Genomic DNA, 19,706 nt, shown 5'->3' with positions numbered 1-19,706 from the left:
ACCCCGCCTACGATGATCGGTGCGGCCGGTACGCCCGGCCGACGTCACGCCGAACCGGGAGATTTCCGATGACCGATCCGCATCCCTTCATCGCCGGGCTGCCCAAGGCCGAGCTCCATGTCCACCATGTCGGGTCGGCCTCGCCCCGGATCGTCGCGGAGCTGGCCGCCCGCCACCCGGACTCCAAGGTCCCCACGGACCCGGAGGCGCTGGCCGACTACTTCACCTTCACCGACTTCGCGCACTTCATCGACGTCTACCTGTCGGTGGTGGACCTGGTCCGCACCCCCGAGGACGTCCGGCTGCTCACCTTCGAGGTGGCGCGGGACATGGCCCGGCAGAACATCCGGTACGCCGAGCTGACGGTGACCCCGTACAGCTCGACCAAGCGGAACATCCCCGAGGTCGGGTTCATGGAGGCCATAGAGGACGCCCGCAAGGCGGCCGAGGCCGAGCTGGGCGTCGTCCTGCGCTGGTGCTTCGACATTCCGGGCGAGGCCGGGCTCCACGCGGCCGAGGAGACCGCCCGGCTCGCGGTGGAGCGGCGGCCCGACGGGCTCGTCTCCTTCGGTCTCGGCGGGCCCGAGATCGGGGTGGACCGCCCGCAGTTCAAGCCCTACTTCGACCGGGCCATCGCCGAGGGCCTGCACTCGGTGCCGCACGCCGGGGAGACCACCGGGCCGCAGACGATCTGGGACGCGCTGACCGCACTGCGCGCCGAGCGCATCGGGCACGGCACCAGCTCCGTGCAGGACCCGAAGCTGCTGGAGCACCTGGCCGAGCACCGTATCGCCCTGGAGGTCTGCCCGACGTCGAACATCGCCACCCGCGCGGTCACCGACATCGAGCGTCATCCGATCCGCGAGATGGTCCAGGCGGGTGTGCTGGTGACCGTCAACAGCGACGACCCGCCGATGTTCGGCACCGACCTCAACAACGAGTACGCGGTGGCCGCCCGGCTGCTGGAGCTGGACGAGCGCGGCATTGCGGACCTCGCGAAGAACGCCGTGGAGGCCTCGTTCCTCGACCCGGCGGGCAAGCGGAAGCTGGCCGAGGAGATCGACACGTACACGGCGAACTGGCTCCGGACCCCCGGCCGCTGACCCGGTCGTCGACAATGGACCCATGGCCAACTCCGTCACCAGCGTCACCGCCGTGGGACATCGCGGCGACCCGTATCTCGCCCGCGAGAACACCCTGCCCTCGATCCGCTCCGCCCTCGAACGGGGGGCGGACGCGGTCGAGATCGACGTACGGGTGACCCGCGACGGGGTGCCCGTCCTGCTGCACGACGCGACGCTGGAGCGGCTGTGGGGCCACGACCGGCGACTGGAGAGGATCGACCACGCGGAGCTGAAGGAGCTGACCGGCGGCGGGGTGCCCACGCTCCGCGAGGCGCTGCTCGCCGTCGGAGCGCACCGGGTGATGGTGGACCTGCCCGGCTCCACGGACGCCTCGGTGAAGAAGATCGTGGGGACCGTCCGTGAGTGCGGGGCGGGCGACCGGGCCTACTACTGCGCGAGCGCGGACGCGATGCTGCGGGTGCGTGCCGCCGACCCGTCCGCCGAGATCGCCCTGACCTGGACCACGCTGGCCCCGCCGCGTCCGGAGCTGCTGGCCGCGGTGAAGCCGCGCTGGCTGAACTACCGCTTCGGCCTGGTCAGCCGGGAACTGACGGACCGGGCACACCGGGACGGGCTGCTCGTCTCCGCGTGGACGGCCGACACCAAGCGCACGATGCGTCGGCTGATCGAGCGCGGCGTCGACTCGATCACCACCAACCGGATCGACACGCTCCACCAGCTGCTCGCCAACTCGCCCGGGCGCGGGGGCTCTTGATCGGTCCGGCATGATGGAGAGCCCGCACGACCACGCGAGAGCCCGCACCGCCCGCCGCCGCACCGCCCCACGCGGCACGCGGGCCCCTCCGTCACCGAGGAGCCAGACGTCATGGACCCCCGCCCGCAGACCGCCACCGCCCGGATACGTTCCGACGTCGCGCACAACGCGCGGGTGTGGAACTACTGGCTGGGCGGCAAGGACAACTACCCGGTGGACCGGGCGGTGGGCGACCGGGTCACCGGGATGTACCCGAGCATCGGTGAAGTGGCCCGCGCGGACCGGGCGTTCCTCGGCCGGGTGGTGCGGCAGCTGGCGGGCGACGCGGGCATCGACCAGTTCCTCGACGTCGGCACCGGGCTGCCGACCGGGAACAACACCCATGAGATCGCCCAGCACACCGCGCCGCACGCGCGCATCGTGTACGTGGACAACGACCCGATCGTGCTGGCCCACGCCCGGGCGCTGCTGACCAGTTCGCTGGAGGGCGCGACCGAGTACATCGACGCGGACGCGCGCCGCCCGGAGCAGATCCTGCGGGCCGCCGAGCCCACCCTGGACCTGGGCCGGCCGGTCGCGGTGATGATGCTCGGCATCCTGAACTTCGTGCTGGACACGGACGAGGCCCGCTCGATCGTGCGGACCCTGATGGCGGCCGTGCCGTCGGGCAGCCACCTGGTGCTGACCCACCCGACGCTGGAGCTGGGCGGCGAGGGCAACGAGGCGGCGATGCGCTTCTGGAACGAGAACGCCACCCCGCCCATCACCGCCCGCAGCCGCGAGGAGTTCGCCTCGTTCCTGGACGGTCTGGAGATCCTGGAGCCGGGCATCGTCTCCTGCTCCCGCTGGCGGACGAACCCGCGGGAGCCGGAGGTCGCTCAGTTCGGTGCGGTGGCCCGGAAGCCCTGAAGCTCGGGCGGCCACCGGGAGGGCTCAGGCGCTCGCCGGAACAGCCGGCGGGTTCGCGGCGGTCGCCGCCCGCTCCAGCACCTCGAGCCGCTTGATCATGCGGCGGACGACCAGCAGCGGGATGACGCCGAAGACCCCGAAGGACATGTCGATCACGCTCCACCAGAACGGGATACCGCGGATCGGGCCGCAGATCAGGGCGAGCGGGATGATCCCGGCGCAGGCGATCATGCCGAACTCGATGACCCAGATGTTGCGGACCGGGTCACGGTAGGGGCCGTAGAAGGCGACCGCGATGACCAGGTGGGCGAAGGCGAGCCAGTCGGTGCCGTACAGCATGAAGGGCTGCTCGCGGTCGATGGTGTCGAGCCCTTCACGGACCCGGGTGATCCACTCCATCAGCCCGGGGAAGTGCTCGGGGACCGGGGAGGCGGAGGCGCTCAGCAGGTCCTCCGTCCAGCGGAGTTCGGTGACGAGCGGGAAGGCCGTGAGCCCGCTCAGCACCAGACAGACGATGAAGAAGACCAGCCACCTGCGTATCCCCCGTGTGAGGGCTTGTCGCTCGCTCATATCCGCAGCGTACGCCCGTGTTTACCGCCCCTTTACGCCACCCCTGTTACCGCTTCACAAGCCAACGATCCCGTTCCACTTCTTGGCGAAGTCCATCCGTTCGTCGGAGGTGATGTCGCGGGCGATGGCGAGCCGTTCGCGCATCGCGTCGTCGGGGAAGATCAGCGGATCCTCGGCGAGCGCGGCCGTCTCCTCGTCCTTGGAGGAGGCCAGGACGTCACGGGCGGCGGGCACCGGGCAGACGTAGTTGACCCAGGCGGCGAGTTCGGCGGCGACCTCGGGGTCGTAGTAGTGGTCGATCAGCCGCTCGGCGTTGCGCTTGTGGCGGGCGAGGTTGGGGATCATCAGGGACTCGGCCCAGAGTTCGGCGCCCTCCTCGGGAACGACGAACTCGATGTCGGGGTTGTCGGCCTGGAGTTGGATGACGTCGCCGGAGTAGGCCTGGCAGGCGAGCACATCGCCGGTGGCGAGGTCCTTGATGTAGTCGTTGCCGGTGAAGCGGCGGATGTGCTTCGAGCGGACGCGCTTCTCGGTCTGCTCGCAGATCTCGTGGAAGTCGTCGGCCGTCCAGCGGGTGATGTCGACGCCGTTGCCCTGCATCAGCAGCGCGAACGACTCGTCGAGCCCGGAGAGCAGGGTGACCCGGCCGCGCAGGTCGTCCGCCCACAGGTCGCCCGTGGACCGGATCTCGCGGCCGAGCTTCTTGCGGTTGTACGCGATGCCGGTGATGCCGGACTGCCAGGGGACGCTGTGGCGGCGGCCCTCGTCGAACGCGGGCGAACGCAGCTGCGGATCCAGGTACTTGGCGACATTGGGCTGCTTCGCCCGGTCCATCTCCTGGACCCAGCCGAGCCGGACGAAGCGGGCGGCCATCCAGTCGCTGATGACGATCAGGTCCCGGCCTGTCTGCTGGTGGTTCATCAGGGCGGGGCTGATCTTCCCGAAGAACTCGTCGTTGTCGTTGATCTCCTCGGTGTACGTCACGGAGATCCCGGTCCGCTTCGAGAAGGCTTCCAGGGTGGGCCGCTTCGACTCGTTGTCGTCGTCGGTGTCGATGTAGAGCGGCCAGTTGGCGAAGTGGAGCGTGTGGTCGGTGGCCGAACTGTCGTGTCCGGCCCGGTCCCCCGGCTCGACGAAGGCCGCGGGCACCCCGCAGCCGGCCAGGGTGGCGCCGGCCGCTCCCGCCCCGAGGGCGCGCAGCAGGGAACGGCGGGACATGGGGTTCTTCCTGATCGCTCGCACCCGCGCAGAATGCCGGTCGGCGCTCGCGCGGGCAATGGACCAAGCGTCCAGCGGGGCGGGCCCGCCCCGCACACCTTGTCCAGACACGCGTACGGCCCCGGGCCGGAGCCCGGGGCCGTACGACGCGACGGCGATGGCGAGATCAGTCCTCGATGGACGTCATGACGTGCTTGATGCGGGTGTAGTCCTCGAAGCCGTACGCGGAGAGGTCCTTGCCGTAGCCGGACTTCTTGAACCCGCCGTGCGGCATCTCGGCGACCAGCGGGATGTGGGTGTTGATCCACACGCAGCCGAAGTCGAGGTTCTTGGACATCCGCATGGCGCGGGAGTGGTTCTGCGTCCAGACCGAGGAGGCGAGCGCGTACTCGACGCCGTTGGCGTAGGCGACGGCCTGGTCCTCGTCGGTGAAGGACTGGACGGTGATGACGGGGCCGAAGACCTCGTTCTGGATGATCTCGTCGTCCTGCTTGAGGCCGGAGACGACGGTGGGGGCGTAGAAGTAGCCCTTGTCGCCGACCCGGTGGCCGCCCGCCTCGACCTTGGCGTGGGCGGGGAGCCGCTCGATGAAGCCGCTGACCTGCTTCAGCTGGTTGGCGTTGTTGAGCGGGCCGTACGCCACGTCCTCGTCGTCCGGCTGCCCGGTCTTCGTGTCGGCGGCGGCCTTGGCGAGCGCGGTGACGAACTCGTCGTGGATCGACTCGTGGACCAGGACGCGGGTGGCGGCCGTACAGTCCTGGCCCGCGTTGAAGAAGCCCGCCTCGGAGACGCCCGAGACCGTCTTGGCGATGTCGGCGTCCTCGAAGACCACGACGGGCGCCTTGCCGCCGAGCTCCAGGTGGACGCGCTTGACGTCCTTGGCGGCGGACTCGGCGACCTGCATGCCGGCCCGGACCGAACCGGTGATGGAGGCCATCGCCGGGGTCGGGTGCTCGACCATGGCGCGGCCGGTGTCCCGGTCGCCGCACAGGACGTTGAAGACGCCCTTGGGCAGGATCTGCCCGATGATCTCGGCCATGAGGACCGTCGACGCCGGGGTGGTGTCGGACGGCTTGATGACGACCGTGTTGCCCGCGGCGAGCGCCGGGGCGAACTTCCACACGGCCATCATCATCGGGTAGTTCCACGGCGCGACCTGGGCACAGACGCCGACCGGCTCGCGGCGGATGATGGAGGTCAGGCCCTCCATGTACTCGCCGGCCGAGCGGCCTTCGAGGAGGCGGGCGGCCCCCGCGAAGAAGCGGATCTGGTCCACCATCGGCGGGATCTCTTCACTGCGGGTGAGACCCAGCGGCTTGCCGGTGTTCTCCGACTCGGCGGCGATCAGGTCCTCGGCCCGCTCCTCGAAGGCGTCCGCGATCTTCAGCAGGGCCTTCTGGCGCTCGGCGGGCGTGGTGTCGCGCCAGGCGGGGAAGGCCGCCGCTGCGGCCTCCATGGCGGCATCGACGTCGGCCTGGCCGGAGAGCGGCGAGGTTGCGTAGACCTCTTCCGTCACCGGGCTGACCACATCGATGGTCCGCCCGTCCGCGGCGTCCCGGAACTCTCCGTTGATGTAGTTGCGCAGACGGCGCACCTCGGTGGTCACAACCACCCCTCCTGTCGGCTGTCCGATGGGTGAGACATCCACCCTAATCGGTTCGGCGACGCTTTCGACATACCCAACCGCCCCCAACTTCGGATTCAGTCGGTTTCGAGCATCTCTTCAACGAATTTCATCGATCTGGGGTTGCGAGACAGACGAGGAGCGGTGCATGGTGGGTCCGTGGCCAGTCGCAGCGCAGACTCCAGGACAGGGAACGGATCACCGGCAGCGGTCGATGCCGTCTCCCTCGCAATCATCGAGCAGCTCCAGGAGGACGGACGGCGTCCGTACGCCGCGATCGGCAAGGCCGTCGGCCTCTCCGAAGCGGCGGTGCGCCAGCGCGTCCAGAAGCTGCTCGACCAGGGCGTGATGCAGATCGTCGCCGTCACCGACCCGCTCACCGTGGGCTTCCGGCGGCAGGCGATGGTCGGCATCAATGTCGAGGGCGACCTCGACCCGGTGGCCGAAGCCCTGTCGGCCATGGCCGAGTGCGAGTACGTGGTCATGACCGCGGGCTCCTTCGACCTGATGGTGGAGATCGTCTGCGAGGACGACGACCACCTGCTGGAGACGATCAACAAACGCATCCGGACCCTTCCCGGCGTGCGCTCCACCGAGAGCTTTGTTTACCTCAAGCTCAAGAAGCAGACCTATATGTGGGGAACCCGATAGCCGTGAGCAAGGACCTCAGCCGAACCGCGTACGACCACCTGTGGATGCACTTCACCCGCATGTCGGACTACGAGAACGCGCCCGTTCCCACCATCGTGCGTGGCGAGGGAACGTACATCTTCGACGACAAGGGCAAGCGCTACCTGGACGGTCTCTCCGGCCTGTTCGTGGTCAACGCCGGTCACGGTCGTCACGAGCTCGCCGAGACGGCGTACAAGCAGGCCCAGGAGCTGGCCTTCTTCCCGGTGTGGTCCTACGCCCACCCGAAGGCCGTCGAGCTGGCCGAGCGGCTCGCCGACTACGCCCCGGGCGACCTCAACAAGGTCTTCTTCACCACCGGTGGCGGCGAGGCCGTCGAGACCGCCTGGAAGCTGGCCAAGCAGTACTTCAAGCTCAAGGGCCAGCCGACCAAGTACAAGGTCATCTCGCGTGCCGTCGCCTACCACGGCACCCCGCAGGGCGCGCTGTCCATCACCGGCCTCCCGGCCCTGAAGGCCCCCTTCGAGCCGCTGGTCCCCGGCGCGCACAAGGTGCCGAACACCAACATCTACCGCGCCCCGCTCTTCGGCGACGACCCGGAGGCCTTCGGCCGCTGGGCCGCCGACCAGATCGAGCAGGAGATCCTCTTCGAGGGCCCCGAGACCGTCGCGGCCGTCTTCCTGGAGCCCGTGCAGAACGCGGGCGGCTGCTTCCCCCCGCCGCCCGGCTACTTCCAGCGGGTCCGCGAGATCTGCGACCAGTACGACGTACTGCTCGTCTCCGACGAGGTCATCTGCGCCTTCGGCCGGCTCGGCACGATCTTCGCCTGCGACAAGTTCGGCTACGTGCCGGACATGATCACCTGCGCCAAGGGCATGACCTCGGGCTACTCCCCGATCGGCGCCTGCATCGTCTCGGACCGCATCGCCGAGCCGTTCTACCAGGGCGGCAACACCTTCCTGCACGGCTACACCTTCGGCGGCCACCCGGTCTCCGCCGCGGTCGGCCTCGCCAACCTCGACATCTTCGAGCGCGAGAACCTCACCCAGCACGTCCTCGACAACGAGAACGCCTTCCTCACCACGCTGCAGAAGCTGCACGACCTGCCGATCGTCGGCGACGTCCGCGGCAACGGGTACTTCTACGGCATCGAGCTGGTGAAGGACAAGGCCACCAAGGAGACGTTCACCGACGAGGAGACCGAGCGCGTCCTGTACGGCTTCCTCTCCAAGGCGCTGTACGAGAACGGCCTGTACTGCCGGGCCGACGACCGCGGCGACCCGGTCGTCCAGCTCGCCCCGCCGCTGATCTCCGACCAGTCGACGTTCGACGAGATCGAGGGCATCCTGCGGACCGTCCTCACGGAGGCCTGGTCGAAGCTCTGACCGTCACCAGGCCCCCCGGCCGATCGCCGTCCGGCGGTCATTTCATACGGTTCACCGGCCCGGATACGCCCCTTCGAGTGAGAAGGGACGTATCCGGGCCGCGTGCTGTGCGCTCACACCGGTCCGACTATCTACGGTGCCCAGTGACCGATCGGCCGCGTCTTCGTTCCCCCGTACGGGGGAACGGGAAATCTGACCTGAACCGAGGTGTACGCCATGGTGGCCCCGCCGGACAACGACGTGATCTGGGCGCGTTCCCTGCACCACTCCCACAACGGATCGCCCGGTCTCGGCGGTGTCTCCATCGGCGTCCGGGACGCGGAGATCCTCGCCGTGACCGGCCCGCGCGGCAGCGGGAAGACCACCCTGCTGCACTGTCTCTCGGGCCGGCTGGTGCCCCAGCAGGGCGAGGTCTGGTTCAACAGCGTCCCCGTCCACACCATGGCCCCCCGGGTCCGCGAACAGCTGCGCCGGGAGCGCTTCGGCTGGATCGCCTCCGATCCCGAGCTGGTCCCGGAGCTGACCGTCTGGGAGAACACCGCGCTGCCCCTGCTGCTGCGCGGCGTCTCGCACCGGGCGGCCCGCAAGGCCGCCACCGAGTGGCTGGAGCGCCTGGACATCGCCGCCTTCGCCAAGAAGCGGCCGCACGCCCTGCTCCAGGCGCAGCGCCAGCGGGTCTCGGTGGCCCGCGCCCTGTGCGGCACACCGACCGTGATCTTCGCGGACGAGCCCACCGCGACCCTGCACCGCGCGGACCGCGCCCAGGTGCTGCGCACGTTCACCACGGCGGCCCGCTCGCACGGCATCACCGTCGTGCTGGCCACGCACGACGCGGAGGTCGCCGCCCTCGCCGACCGGTCCGTGGCGCTGCTGGACGGCCGTCGCGTCGCCACCGTCACCCTGCCCCCGGAACCGGAAGCGGAGGGCCGCGCGGCGTGCTCGCTCTCCGTCTAGCCCGCGGTTCCCATCCCCTCGTCCTGGTCCGGCGGCTGCTGGTGGCCGCCGCCTCGGCCGGCGTCGGATTCCTCCTCCTGTGCGCCCTCGGGTACGCCGCCGCGCACCCGGCCTCCGCGGGTTCGGTGCTGCGGCTGCTGTGGTGCTTCGTCCCGCTGGCCGCCACCGTGCAGTTCGCCGTGGCGGTCGCCCGCACCGACCCGAGCACCCGGCCCCGGCCGGGTCTCTCCTCCGTGGGCCTCGGCCCGGTCCGGCTCTCCGCGCTGGCCGCGGTCTCCACGGCCGTATCGACCACCCTCGGCTCCATGGTGGCGCTGCTCTTCTTCCTGCATCTGCGCGGCGATCTGACCGGGATGCCGTTCGACGGCGGTGCGGCGGAGTTCCTCGGCGCGGGCAGCCCGCTGCCGCTGGCCGCCGCCCTGGTGCTGCTGGCCCTCGTGCCGGTGGCCGCGTCGACGGCGAGTGCGCTGGCGCTGCGGTCGCGGCCCGACCCGGCACGGGACACCTTCGGCTCGGAGGAGCTGCCGGAGCCCGCACCGGCTCCGGCCGGGCTGCCCTGGGGCGTGGCGCTGACGGCCGCCGGGCTCGCGGTGGAGGCGTACGCGTCCCGGGGGGCCACCGGCAACGCGTTCCCGCTGCCCGGCCGGTTCGACGCCACCCCGGTGGCGGTGCTGATCGGGTGGACGCTCACGGCGGTCGGCCTGGCGATGGCGGGCCCGAGCCTGACGTATCTGTGCGGGCGGGCGCTTCAGGCGGTACGCCCCGGGGCCGTACGGCTGCTCGCCGGGCGGGTCCTGATGGACGAGGCGCGCCGGATCGGCCGCCCGCTCGGGGTCGTCTGCGCGGTGGTGTCCGCGGCGATCGCCGCTTCGGCGCTGTACGGGGGCGACGAGCGCCCGTACGGCCCGCTCACCGCACTCGGCGCGGTGCTGGTCCTCGGCTGTACGACGGCGACGCTGCTGACCTCGGCGCTGGAGGCCAAGCACGCCCGCGCCCACACCGTCGAGGCGCTGCTCAGGATGGGCGCCCCGGCCGCGACGCTGCGCAGGGCGACGGCACTGCGCGCGGGCGCGCTGCTGGCCCTGTTCGCCCCGCTGACCTGGGTGATCGCCCAGCTCGCGGCGCTTCCGCTGACCTAGGGCCTGTCGTCAGGGGTGGGCGGCGAGGCGGGCGGCGAGAGCGTCGAAGAACGCCTCCCAGCCGTCCTCGGCCGCCGCGTACTGCTCGGGGGTGAGGTTGCCGCCGCGCTGCTGGAAGGCCAGCTCGGTCCGGCCGCCCCCGAGATCGCTGAAGGTGACCGTCACGGTCTCGCCCTCGGCGTCCTCGGGGGCGGAGCGGTCCTTCAGCGTGAAGACGAGCCCGTCGGGCTCGCTCACCTCGCGGTAGACCCCGTGGAAGGGCATCTCGACGCCCGGCATCACGATGACCAGGCTCCATGAGCCGCCGGGCCGTACGTCCATCGCCACCCGGTCCAGCGGAACGTCCGCCTCGCCCCCGTACCAGGCGGCGAAGTCCTCCGGCGAGGTCCAGGCGGCGAAGACCCGCTGCTGCGGGGCGTCGAGGACGCGGGTGAAGTCGATGCCCTCGCGGTTGCCACCGGTCATGATCACGGTCCTTGTCCGATCCTGCCGTCCCCACGGAGCCCGGACGGCCGGCCGCGGGATGGTCCGCCTCCAGCTTGCCCGGCCCGTCGCCCGCCTGCCACGCCACGCTCAGGAGCGACCGGGGTCCGCCAGCACCACCGTCTCCGCCGCGTCGAAGCGGACGCCCACGACCGCGCCCTCGTCCGGGGTGTCCCGCAGGGCGCACTCGGCCTCCAGCACCGGCGCGTTCTCGGGCAGCAGCCGTACGGTCACGTGGTTCCCGCGGAAGGTGCGGACGCCGACCGCGCAGCGCAGGCCGTCCTCGGGGGCGCCGAACCGGACTCCGGCGGGGCGGACCAGCAGATCGACCTCGCCCTGCGGGGAGCCCTCGGGCACCGGGACCTTGCCCCAGGCGGTGGCGGCGGCCTGTCCGGTGACCGTGGCCGCGGTGACGTTGTCGAAGCCGAGGAAGCGGGCGACGAAGGCGGAGGCGGGGCGCTGCCAGACGTCCAGCGGGCTGCCCTCCTGTGCGATCCGGCCGTCCCGCATCACGACGACCCGGTCGGCGAGCGCGAACGCCTCGCCCTGGTCGTGCGTCACGGCCAGCACGGTCGTCCCCAACTCCTGGAAGAGCGTGCGCAGTTCGACGACGAGCCGTTCGCGCAGGCTCCGGTCGAGCTGACCGAGCGGCTCGTCCAGCATCAGGAGTTTCGGGCGCGGGGCGAGCGCGCGGGCCAGGGCGACGCGCTGCTGTTCGCCGCCGGAGAGGGCGGCGACCGCGCGGCGTTCCGCGCCCGGCAGGCCGACCAGCTCCAGCAGTTCACGGACCCGGGCGTCCGTCTCGGCCCGCCCGACCCCGTGCATCCGCAGCCCGAAGGCCACGTTGGCGCCGACGTCCCGGTGCGGGAAGAGCTGGTGGTCCTGGAACATCAGGCCGAGGCCGCGCCGGTGCACCGGGACGCCCGCCTGGTCCTGGCCGGCCAGCAGCACCCGGCCGCCGTCCATGGGCTGGAGTCCGGCGACGGCCCGCAGCAGGGTGGACTTCCCGCTGCCGCTGGGCCCCAGCACGCAGACGATCCGGTGGTCGGCGACCTCCAGGTCGACCGCGTCGAGCGCGGCCCGCTTCCCGAACCGTACGGTGGCGGCCTGCAAGCTCAGCATGTCGTTCAGAACTCCCCGGATCGGTCGGTGCGGATACGCTCCAGGAGCAGCAGCGACACCGCGCACACGAGCATCAGAATCGTGCTCAGGGCCATCGCCTGCCCGTAGTTGAGCTCCCCCGACCGGCCCAGCAGCCGGGCCACGGCCACCGGCAGGGTCGGGTTGTCGGGCCGGGCGATGAAGACCGTCGCGCCGAACTCCCCGAGGGAGACGGCGAAGGCGAAGCCCGCGGCGACCAGCACGGCCCGTCGCACCAGCGGCAGATCGACCTCCCGCCAGGCCCGCAGCGGCGAGGCCCCGAGCACGGCGGCGGCCTCCCGCAGCCGCTCGTCGACCGCGCGCAGCACCGGCAGCATGGTCCGTACGACGAAGGGGACGCCGACCAGCGCCTGGGCCAGCGGGACCAGGATCCAGGAGGTCCGCAGGTCGAGCGGGGGTTGGTCCAGGGTGATCAGGAAGCCGAAGCCGACGGTGACGGCGGAGACCCCGAGCGGCAGCATCAGCAGCGCGTCGAAGCCGCGGACCAGCCGCCCGGCCCGCCGGGTCAGGGCCGCCGCGGCGAGCCCGCCGACGACGAGGGCGATGAGCGTCGCGACGAGCGCGTACCGCAGGGAGTTGCCGACGGCCTCCAGCGGCGGCACCAGGAAGGTGGAGGAGCCGCCCGCCCCGGCCGACTGGAGGGCCCGGTAGTAGCCGAAGCCGTAACCGCCGGCTCCGCCCGCTCCGTCGAAGGAGCGCTCCACCAGCACGCCGAGCGGCAGCAGGATCAGCAGCAGGGCGGTGAGCAGAACGCCGCCGAGCAATGCCCACTGGCCCGCGCCACGCGGCCTCCGCGAGGTCTGCGCCGGATCGACCAGCTTCAGCGCCCGCTCCCGGCGGCGTACGGTCGCGGCGTGCACGGCGAGGATTCCGCCGACCGCGGCGAACTGCACCAGGGTCAGCACGGCGGCCGTCGGCAGGTCCAGCAGTTGCGCGGTCTGCCGGTAGATCTCCACCTCCAGGGTGGAGTACGCCGGTCCGCCGAGGATCTGTACGACGCCGAAGGAGGTGAACGTGAAGAGGAAGACCATCAGCGCGGCGGCGGCCACGGCCGGGGCGAGCGCGGGCAGCGTCACCCGGCGGAACGCGGCGAACCGTCCGGCGCCCAGCACCCGGGCGGCCTCCTCCTGACGCGGGTCCAGCTGGGACCAGAGCCCGCCCACCGTCCTGACGACCACGGCGTAGTTGAAGAAGACATGGGCCAGCAGGATCGCCCACACGGTGGTGTCGAGACGGACGCCCCACAGCTCGTCGAGGAGCCCGCCGCGTCCGAGCAGCGCCAGGAACGCGGTGCCGACGACGACGGTCGGCAGCACGAACGGCACGGTGACGACCGCGCGCAGCACCTGCTTGCCCGGGAAGTCGAAGCGCGCGAAGACATACGCCCCGGGCAGCGCGATCAGCAGGGTGAGCGCGGTCGAGGCGAGGGCCTGCCAGGTGGTGAACCAGAGGACGTCGAGGATGTCCGGGCGGCTCAGCACGTCACCGATCCGCCCGAACTGCCAGTCGCCGCCCGCCTTGAGGCCGCGGCCGACGATCGCGGTCACGGGGTAGGCGAAGAACACCGCGAAGAACGCGACGGGCACGGCCATCAGGCCGAGCCGCACCGCGGCCCCGCGCCGCCCGGCCCCCCGGACGGACGGCGCGGGCCGGGCGGTGCGCTCCTCGGGCCCTACTTCAGGACCAGCGACTGCCACGACTGGATCCACTGCTCACGGTTGGCGGTGATCTTCTCGGGCGCGACGGTGGGAGGCGTCTCGACGCTCTCGCCGTGCTGCGTGAACAGCTCCGGCAGCTTCGCGTCCTTCACGACCGGGTTCACGAACATGGTGAGCGGCATGTCCTCCTGGAACGTCTTGCTGATCATGAAGTCCAGCAGCGCCTTGCCGCCCGCCTCGTTCTTCGCCCCGGTCAGCAGCCCGGCGTACTCGGTCTGCCGGAAGCAGGTGCCGGTGGCGACCCCGGTGGGGGCCTCCTTCGGCTGCGGGTCGGCGTAGAGCACCTCGACGGGCGGGCTGGAGGCGTAGGAGACGACGAGCGGCCGGTCGGCCTTGGCCTTCTTGCCGCCCGCGGAGCCGGAGAACTCCTCGTTGTACGCCTGCTCCCAGCCGTCGACGACCTTGACGCCGTTGGCCTTGAGCTTCTTCCAGTACGCCTCGTAGCCGTCCTCGCCCTCGGCGGCGATGGTGCCGAGGAGGAAGCCGAGACCGGGCGAGGAACTGGCGGCGTTCTCGGTGACGAGGAGGTCCTTGTACGCGGGCTTGATCAGGTCCGCGAAGGTCTTCGGCGGCGCGAGCTTCTTGTCGGCGAAGTACTTCTTGTCGTAGTTCACGCAGATGTCGCCGGTGTCGACGGGCGTGACCCGGTGCTTCTCGTCCGTCTGCGTGTCCGCCGCGACGCGGTCCAGGCCCTTGGCCTCGTACGCGGTGAACAGGCCGTTGTCGAGGGCGCGGGAGAGCAGGGTGTTGTCGACGCCGAAGAAGACGTCGCCGCGCGGGGAGCCCTTGGTCAGGATCTCCTGGTTGAGCGCGGCCCCGGCGTCGCCGCTCTTGAGGGTCTTGACCGTGTAGCCGGTCTCCTTCGTGAACGCCTTCAGCACGTCCTCCGAGACGTTGAAGGAGTCGTGGCTGACCAGGGTGACGGTCTTGGAGCCGCTGCCCTTGGAGGCGCCGGAGCCCGCCGAGCCGTCGTCGCCGCAGCCCGCGAGCAGGGTGACGCCGAGGGCGGCGGCGAGCGCGGTCGCCGCGTACTTCGTGGTGGTGTTCATCTGATTCCTCCTGGAGGTGACCAGGAAGAGACGCGGCCCCGCCCGCTGTCCGGCGAACCGGAAGCGGGCAGGGCGCAACAGCTTGAGTAAGGTCCGAACTTCCTACCCGGAATGACCCGGGCGAGGTTCAGAGGGTCTGCGGCCAACCTGTCCTTGGTGCCGCACTCTCAGCGCTGTGGCGCTCCCCTGTCGGAATATGAAGTTGATTTCGGGCCCAGGCTACACCGGCGGTTTCCGGCCGCCCGGGGAGGCTAGCGCTCGGAGGCCGCCAGCTGACCGCAGGCCCCGTCGATCTCCTGGCCCCGGGTGTCCCGGACCGTGACGGGCACGCCGTGCGCCGCGATGGCCTCGACGAACGCCTTCTCGTCCTCGGGTCGCGAGGCGGTCCACTTGGAGCCGGGCGTGGGGTTGAGCGGGATCAGGTTGACGTGCACCCGCTTGCCCTTGAGCAGCCGGCCGAGCAGGTCGCCGCGCCAGGCCTGGTCGTTGATGTCCCGGATCAGGGCGTACTCGATGGAGATCCGGCGGCCGGACTTCTCCGCGTACTCCCAGGCGGCGTCCAGCACCTCGCGGACGTTCCACCGGGTGTTGACGGGGACCAGGGTGTCGCGCAGCTCGTCGTCCGGGGCGTGCAACGAGACGGCGAGGCGGCACTTGAAGCCCTCGTCGGCGAAGCGCAGCATGGCCGGGACCAGGCCGACGGTGGAGACGGTGATCCCGCGCTGCGAGAGGCCGAGGCCGTCCGGCTCGGGGTCGGTGAGCCGGCGGATCGCGCCGACGACGCGGTTGTAGTTGGCGAGCGGCTCGCCCATGCCCATGAAGACGATGTTGGAGAGCCGCGCGGGGCCGCCGGGCACCTCGCCGTCGCGCAGGGCGCGCATGCCGTCGACGATCTGGTGGACGATCTCGGCGGTCGACAGATTGCGGTCGAGGCCGGCCTGTCCGGTGGCGCAGAAGGGGCAGTTCATGCCGCAGCCGGCCTGCGAGGAGATGCACATCGTGACGCGGTCCGGGTAGCGCATCAGGACGGACTCGACGAGCGTGCCGTCGTGCAGCTTCCACAGGGTCTTGCGCGTGGTGTCGTCGTCGCAGCTGATGTGCCGGATCACGGACATCAGGTCGGGGAACAGCGCCTCGGCGAGCTTCTCCCGCGACGCGGCCGGGATGTTGGTCCACTGGGCCGGGTCGTGCGCGTACCGCGCGAAGTAGTGCTGCGAGAGCTGCTGGGCGCGGAACGGCTTCTCACCGGTCGCGGCGACCGCTTCCTTGCGCTCGGCGGGCGTGAGGTCGGCGAGGTGCCGCGGCGGCTTCTTGGCTCCGCGGGGCGCGACGAAAGTGAGTTCTCCGGGCTTAGGCATGGTTCATCCAGTGTCGCAGACAGACGGGTGAGGGCCCGCCGCCCTGTGGACGACGGACCCTCACTCGTGGAACGTGCAGGTGGGACAGGGTGCCGGAGTGCCGGGAGACTCAGCCGGAGCCCACGAACAGCACCAGCAGCAGCCAGACGACCGGTGCGGTCGGCAGCAGCGAGTCCAGCCGGTCCATGATGCCGCCGTGGCCGGGGAGCAGGGTGCCCATGTCCTTGATCCCGAGGTCCCGCTTGATCATGGACTCGCCCAGGTCGCCGAGGGTGGCGCTGACGGCGACCGCGAGGCCGAGCAGCAGACCCTGCCACCAGGCGCCGCCGTCGATCAGGAACTCCATGCACAGCGCGCCGGCGACCATCGCGAAGGCGACGGCTCCGAACAGGCCCTCGCGGGTCTTGCCGGGGCTGATGCGCGGGGCGAGCTTGTGCGTGCCGAAGCGCCAGCCGACGGCGTAGGCCCCCGTGTCGCTGACCACGGTGAGGACCAGGAAGGTCAGCACGCGCCACGATCCGTCGTCCGCCGTCAGCAGCAGGGCGACGAAGGTGGCCAGGAACGGCACGTAGAACGCCGCGAAGACCCCGGCCGTGACGTCCTTCAAATACCCGTCCGGCGGTTCGGTCATCCGCCAGACCAGCACCGCGAGGGCCGTCAGGGCCATCGCGATCCAGGCCCCCTCGGGCCCCCGTGCGTAACCGGCGACGACCATCGCGGCTCCGCCGACGGCCAGCGGCACCAGGGGCGCCTTGATGCCCTTGCGTTCCTGGAGGCGGGAGGTGAGCTCCCACAGGCCGACGACGACGGCGATCACTATCACGCCGATGAAGACGGCCTTCACGATGAACAGCGAGAGGCCGATGACGGCGCCGAGACCCACGCCGACCCCTATGGCGGCGCGCAGATCACGCCCCGCACGCTTCTTCTGCGGCGGGGGCGGCAGCGGGGTGGACATGGGCTCCTGCGGCATCTCGTCACGGAACAGGGGGCCGCTGACGTGAGCGGCATCCCTGTCCCGGTCGTCGCGGTCGGCTGCGTCTCTACCTGCGTCGGGAACGTCCGGCACGTTGGGCATGGGCCGAGTCTGCTGGGCATCACGCACATCGTGGGCAGGACCCGCCGGGGCGGCGCTCATCTCGGGCGTGCCCCAGTAACCGGCTCCCTGCGGGGCGCCCCAGGAAGAGTCGTTCATCAGACTTCGAGCAGCTCGGCTTCCTTGTGCTTGAGCAGCTCGTCCACCTGCGCGACGTACTTCGCGGTGGTGTCGTCGAGCTCCTTCTCGGCGCGGCGCACCTCGTCCTCGCCGGACTCCTTGTCCTTGACGAGCTTGTCGAGGTTCTCCTTGGCCTTGCGGCGGATGGAGCGGATCGAGATCTTGGAGTCCTCTGCCTTGGTCTTGGCGACCTTGATGTACTCCTTGCGGCGGTCCTGGGTGAGCTCGGGGAAGGTCACCCGGATGATGTTGCCGTCGTTGCTCGGGTTGACGCCGAGGTCGGAGTCGCGGATCGCCTGCTCGATGTTGCGCAGCGCGGTCTTGTCGAACGGCGTCACGACGGCCATCCGCGGCTCGGGAACCGAGAACGAGGCCAGCTGGTTGATCGGGGTCAGCGCGCCGTAGTAGTCGGCGACGATCTTGTTGAACATCGCCGGGTGCGCACGGCCGGTACGGATCGCGGCGAAGTCCTCTTTCGCGACGACAACGGCCTTCTCCATCTTCTCCTCGGCCTCGAGGAGGATTTCTTCGATCACCACGTGCTCCTGCGTGTCTTGGGTGGGCCCGGCGTCGTCATCGCCGCGCCCTGCGGGTCCTGCGTCGCGTCCTCACCTGCACGGTGTCCGACCGGCAGGCCGTTGTCCATCCTGGGGGGCCGTCAGGCCCGGGTGCTCACGTCGCTCACGAGCGTGCCGATCTTCTCACCCTTGACCGCGCGGGCGATATTGCCCTCGGCGGTCAGCTCGAAGACGAGGATCGGGAGTTCGTTGTCACGGCAGAGCGTGATGGCGGTGGCGTCGGCGACCTTCAGGTCGCGGGTGATCACCTCGCCGTACTCCAGAGCGTCGAACTTGACCGCGTCGGGGTTGGTCTTGGGGTCGGAGTCGTAGACCCCGTCCACGCCGTTCTTCCCCATGAGCAGCGCCTCGGCGTCGATCTCCAGGGCGCGCTGGGCGGCGGTGGTGTCGGTGGAGAAGTACGGCATGCCCATACCGGCGCCGAAGATCACGACGCGCCCCTTCTCCAGGTGCCGGACGGCCCGGAGCGGGATGTACGGCTCGGCGACCTGGCCCATGGTGATGGCGGTCTGGACGCGCGAGTCGATGCCCTCCTTCTCCAGGAAGTCCTGGAGTGCCAGGCAGTTCATGACGGTGCCGAGCATGCCCATGTAGTCGGACCGGGCCCGGTCCATGCCGCGCTGCTGGAGCTCGGCACCACGGAAGAAGTTGCCTCCTCCGATGACCACCGCGATCTGGGCGCCGTCGCGGACGACGGCGGCGATCTCGCGGGCGATGGTGTGCACGACGTCGGGGTCGACGCCGAGGCCACCGCCACCGGCGAACGCCTCACCGGAGAGCTTCAGCATGAAGCGCCCGGAACCCTTGTCGTCGTCGCGCTTGTCGTCGGCCTGAATGGCGTCCGCGCCCTTGTCCATGGAAATTCTCCTCGTGCACATACGAAGAAGGCCATTGCCGGTGGGTCTGGTGTCCCTACAGCGGCAATGGCCTCCTCGTCAGATCTGCGGTCGTCCGGCGTGGGTGCGGCCGTCGACTGCGTCAGACCCTATCGGGTCCGGCGCTGTTCGCCCGGACGGACTCAGATGCCGACCTTGATGCGCGAGAAGCGCTTCAGGGTGACACCGGCCTCGTCCAGGACCTTCTGGACGGACTTCTTGGCGTCCAGCGCGTACGGCTGGCCGAGGAGGGTGGCCTCCTTGAAGAAGCCGTTGACGCGACCCTCGACGATCTTCGGGAGCGCGGCTTCGGGCTTGCCCTCGGCGCGCGTGGTCTCCTCGGCGACGCGGCGCTCGGCCTCGACGACCTCGGCCGGGACGTCCTCGCGGGAGAGGTACTTCGGGGCGAAGGCGGCGATGTGCTGCGCGATGCCCTTGGCCAGCTCGGCGTCGGCCTTGTCCAGCTCGACCAGAACACCGATCTGCGGGGGCAGGTCGGGCATGGTGCGGTGCATGTACACACCGACGTAGGCGCCGGTGAACTGCGCGAAGCGGTCCAGGACGATCTTCTCGCCGAGGTTGGCGTTGGCCTCGTCGACGTACGCCTGGACGGTCTTGCCGGCCTCGATCTCGGAGGCGAGCAGCGCCTCGATGTCGGCCGGGGAGGTCGCGGCGACGTGCGCGGCGAGCGTGTTGGCGACGGCCTGGAACTTGTCGCCCTTGGCGACGAAGTCCGTCTCGCACTTCAGCTCGAGGATGACGCCGGACGTCTGGTCCTCGGAGATCAGGGAGACGACGGCACCGTTCTCGGCAGAACGGCCCTCGCGCTTGGCGACGCCCTTCTGACCCTTGATACGGAGCGCCTCGACGGCCTTGTCGACGTTGCCGTCGGCCTCGTCGAGCGCCTTCTTGCAGTCCATCATGCCGGCGCCGGTGAGCTCGCGGAGCTTCTTGACGTCAGCGGCGGTGTAGTTCGCCATGAGTCTGTATGTCTCTCTCG

General features: G+C 70.5%; 19 protein-coding genes and 1 riboswitch. Of the genes, 7 read left to right on the top strand and 12 right to left on the bottom strand.

The window, feature by feature from the left end:
- The first annotated feature begins 68 nt into the window (after window positions 1-68).
- The 3 genes from KV381_RS27850 to KV381_RS27840 all read left to right on the top strand — a co-directional run bounded on the left by KV381_RS27850 (window position 69) and on the right by KV381_RS27840 (window position 2,748).
- Complete coding sequence (locus KV381_RS27850; RefSeq protein ID WP_098024449.1) at window positions 69-1,103, top strand: adenosine deaminase; 1,035 nt, start codon at window positions 69-71, stop codon at window positions 1,101-1,103.
- Between the two features lie 22 nt (window positions 1,104-1,125).
- Window positions 1,126-1,839, top strand: coding sequence for a glycerophosphodiester phosphodiesterase (locus tag KV381_RS27845; protein WP_103536702.1), 714 nt, complete (start codon window positions 1,126-1,128; stop codon window positions 1,837-1,839).
- Between the two features lie 111 nt (window positions 1,840-1,950).
- Window positions 1,951-2,748 carry an SAM-dependent methyltransferase gene (locus tag KV381_RS27840; protein ID WP_030085172.1) on the top strand — a complete coding sequence of 266 codons (798 nt, stop codon included), beginning with the start codon at window positions 1,951-1,953 and terminating at the stop codon, window positions 2,746-2,748.
- A gap of 24 nt (window positions 2,749-2,772) precedes the next feature.
- Here the strand turns inward: KV381_RS27840 and KV381_RS27835 are convergent, their stop codons facing one another.
- From KV381_RS27835 to KV381_RS27825, 3 genes are all read right to left on the bottom strand, one after another.
- On the bottom strand, window positions 2,773-3,318 hold the full coding sequence (locus KV381_RS27835) for a hypothetical protein (RefSeq protein ID WP_030085170.1): 546 nt from the start codon (window positions 3,316-3,318) through the stop codon (window positions 2,773-2,775).
- Between the two features lie 54 nt (window positions 3,319-3,372).
- The gene (locus KV381_RS27830; protein WP_030085168.1) at window positions 3,373-4,536 is read right to left on the bottom strand and encodes a spermidine/putrescine ABC transporter substrate-binding protein; all 1,164 of its coding nucleotides are present in this window, start codon (window positions 4,534-4,536) and stop codon (window positions 3,373-3,375) included.
- Window positions 4,537-4,702: 166 nt separating this feature from the next.
- Entirely contained in the window at window positions 4,703-6,142 is a 1,440-nt protein-coding gene (locus KV381_RS27825) for a gamma-aminobutyraldehyde dehydrogenase (RefSeq protein ID WP_030085166.1), read from the bottom strand.
- 177 nt (window positions 6,143-6,319) lie between these two features.
- Between KV381_RS27825 and KV381_RS27820 the strand changes: the two genes are divergently transcribed.
- The 4 genes from KV381_RS27820 to KV381_RS27805 all read left to right on the top strand — a co-directional run bounded on the left by KV381_RS27820 (window position 6,320) and on the right by KV381_RS27805 (window position 10,268).
- The gene (locus KV381_RS27820; RefSeq protein WP_030085164.1) at window positions 6,320-6,811 is read left to right on the top strand and encodes an Lrp/AsnC family transcriptional regulator; all 492 of its coding nucleotides are present in this window, start codon (window positions 6,320-6,322) and stop codon (window positions 6,809-6,811) included.
- The gene (locus KV381_RS27815) at window positions 6,796-8,175 is read left to right on the top strand and encodes an aspartate aminotransferase family protein (RefSeq protein WP_030629567.1); all 1,380 of its coding nucleotides are present in this window, start codon (window positions 6,796-6,798) and stop codon (window positions 8,173-8,175) included. The genes KV381_RS27820 and KV381_RS27815 overlap by 16 nt, the downstream gene beginning before the upstream one ends.
- A gap of 216 nt (window positions 8,176-8,391) precedes the next feature.
- Window positions 8,392-9,129, top strand: coding sequence for an ABC transporter ATP-binding protein (locus tag KV381_RS27810; RefSeq protein ID WP_218786630.1), 738 nt, complete (start codon window positions 8,392-8,394; stop codon window positions 9,127-9,129).
- The gene (locus tag KV381_RS27805) at window positions 9,111-10,268 is read left to right on the top strand and encodes a hypothetical protein (protein ID WP_218786629.1); all 1,158 of its coding nucleotides are present in this window, start codon (window positions 9,111-9,113) and stop codon (window positions 10,266-10,268) included. The genes KV381_RS27810 and KV381_RS27805 overlap by 19 nt, the downstream gene beginning before the upstream one ends.
- Window positions 10,269-10,277: 9 nt before the next feature.
- Here the strand turns inward: KV381_RS27805 and KV381_RS27800 are convergent, their stop codons facing one another.
- From KV381_RS27800 to tsf, 9 genes are all read right to left on the bottom strand, one after another.
- On the bottom strand, window positions 10,278-10,733 hold the full coding sequence (locus tag KV381_RS27800; protein ID WP_218786628.1) for an SRPBCC domain-containing protein: 456 nt from the start codon (window positions 10,731-10,733) through the stop codon (window positions 10,278-10,280).
- A gap of 108 nt (window positions 10,734-10,841) precedes the next feature.
- Window positions 10,842-11,873 (bottom strand): ABC transporter ATP-binding protein, encoded by a 1,032-nt coding sequence (locus KV381_RS27795; RefSeq protein ID WP_030085154.1) that lies wholly within the window; start codon window positions 11,871-11,873, stop codon window positions 10,842-10,844.
- Window positions 11,874-11,878: 5 nt separating this feature from the next.
- Complete coding sequence (locus KV381_RS27790) at window positions 11,879-13,504, bottom strand: iron ABC transporter permease (RefSeq protein WP_218787312.1); 1,626 nt, start codon at window positions 13,502-13,504, stop codon at window positions 11,879-11,881.
- A gap of 80 nt (window positions 13,505-13,584) precedes the next feature.
- On the bottom strand, window positions 13,585-14,679 hold the full coding sequence (locus KV381_RS27785) for a thiamine ABC transporter substrate binding subunit (protein WP_030085150.1): 1,095 nt from the start codon (window positions 14,677-14,679) through the stop codon (window positions 13,585-13,587).
- An 81-nt stretch (window positions 14,680-14,760) separates the two neighbouring features.
- A riboswitch (TPP riboswitch) is annotated at window positions 14,761-14,877 on the bottom strand.
- 53 nt (window positions 14,878-14,930) lie between these two features.
- On the bottom strand, window positions 14,931-16,037 hold the full coding sequence (gene rlmN, locus KV381_RS27780) for a 23S rRNA (adenine(2503)-C(2))-methyltransferase RlmN (RefSeq protein ID WP_030085148.1): 1,107 nt from the start codon (window positions 16,035-16,037) through the stop codon (window positions 14,931-14,933).
- Window positions 16,038-16,146: 109 nt separating this feature from the next.
- A complete protein-coding gene (locus KV381_RS27775; RefSeq protein WP_086779251.1) occupies window positions 16,147-17,232 on the bottom strand; it encodes a phosphatidate cytidylyltransferase in 1,086 nt (361 codons plus the stop codon).
- A complete protein-coding gene (gene frr, locus KV381_RS27770) occupies window positions 17,232-17,789 on the bottom strand; it encodes a ribosome recycling factor (RefSeq protein WP_006127917.1) in 558 nt (185 codons plus the stop codon). Before frr ends, KV381_RS27775 begins: the two co-directional genes overlap by 1 nt.
- Before the next feature lie 122 nt (window positions 17,790-17,911).
- Complete coding sequence (gene pyrH / locus KV381_RS27765) at window positions 17,912-18,688, bottom strand: UMP kinase (protein WP_030085085.1); 777 nt, start codon at window positions 18,686-18,688, stop codon at window positions 17,912-17,914.
- Window positions 18,689-18,849: 161 nt separating this feature from the next.
- Window positions 18,850-19,686: a translation elongation factor Ts gene (gene tsf, locus KV381_RS27760; RefSeq protein ID WP_030629547.1), complete on the bottom strand. Its 837-nt coding sequence runs from the start codon at window positions 19,684-19,686 to the stop codon at window positions 18,850-18,852.
- Between the last annotated feature and the right edge of the window lie 20 nt (window positions 19,687-19,706).

This window comes from Streptomyces sp. WY228, assembly GCF_019287315.1.
In the GTDB taxonomy this organism is placed as follows: Bacteria; Actinomycetota; Actinomycetes; order Streptomycetales; family Streptomycetaceae; genus Streptomyces; species Streptomyces caviscabies.
The sequence above is the reverse complement of the archived record's forward strand: the minus strand, read 5'-3'. Positions and strand labels throughout refer to the sequence as shown.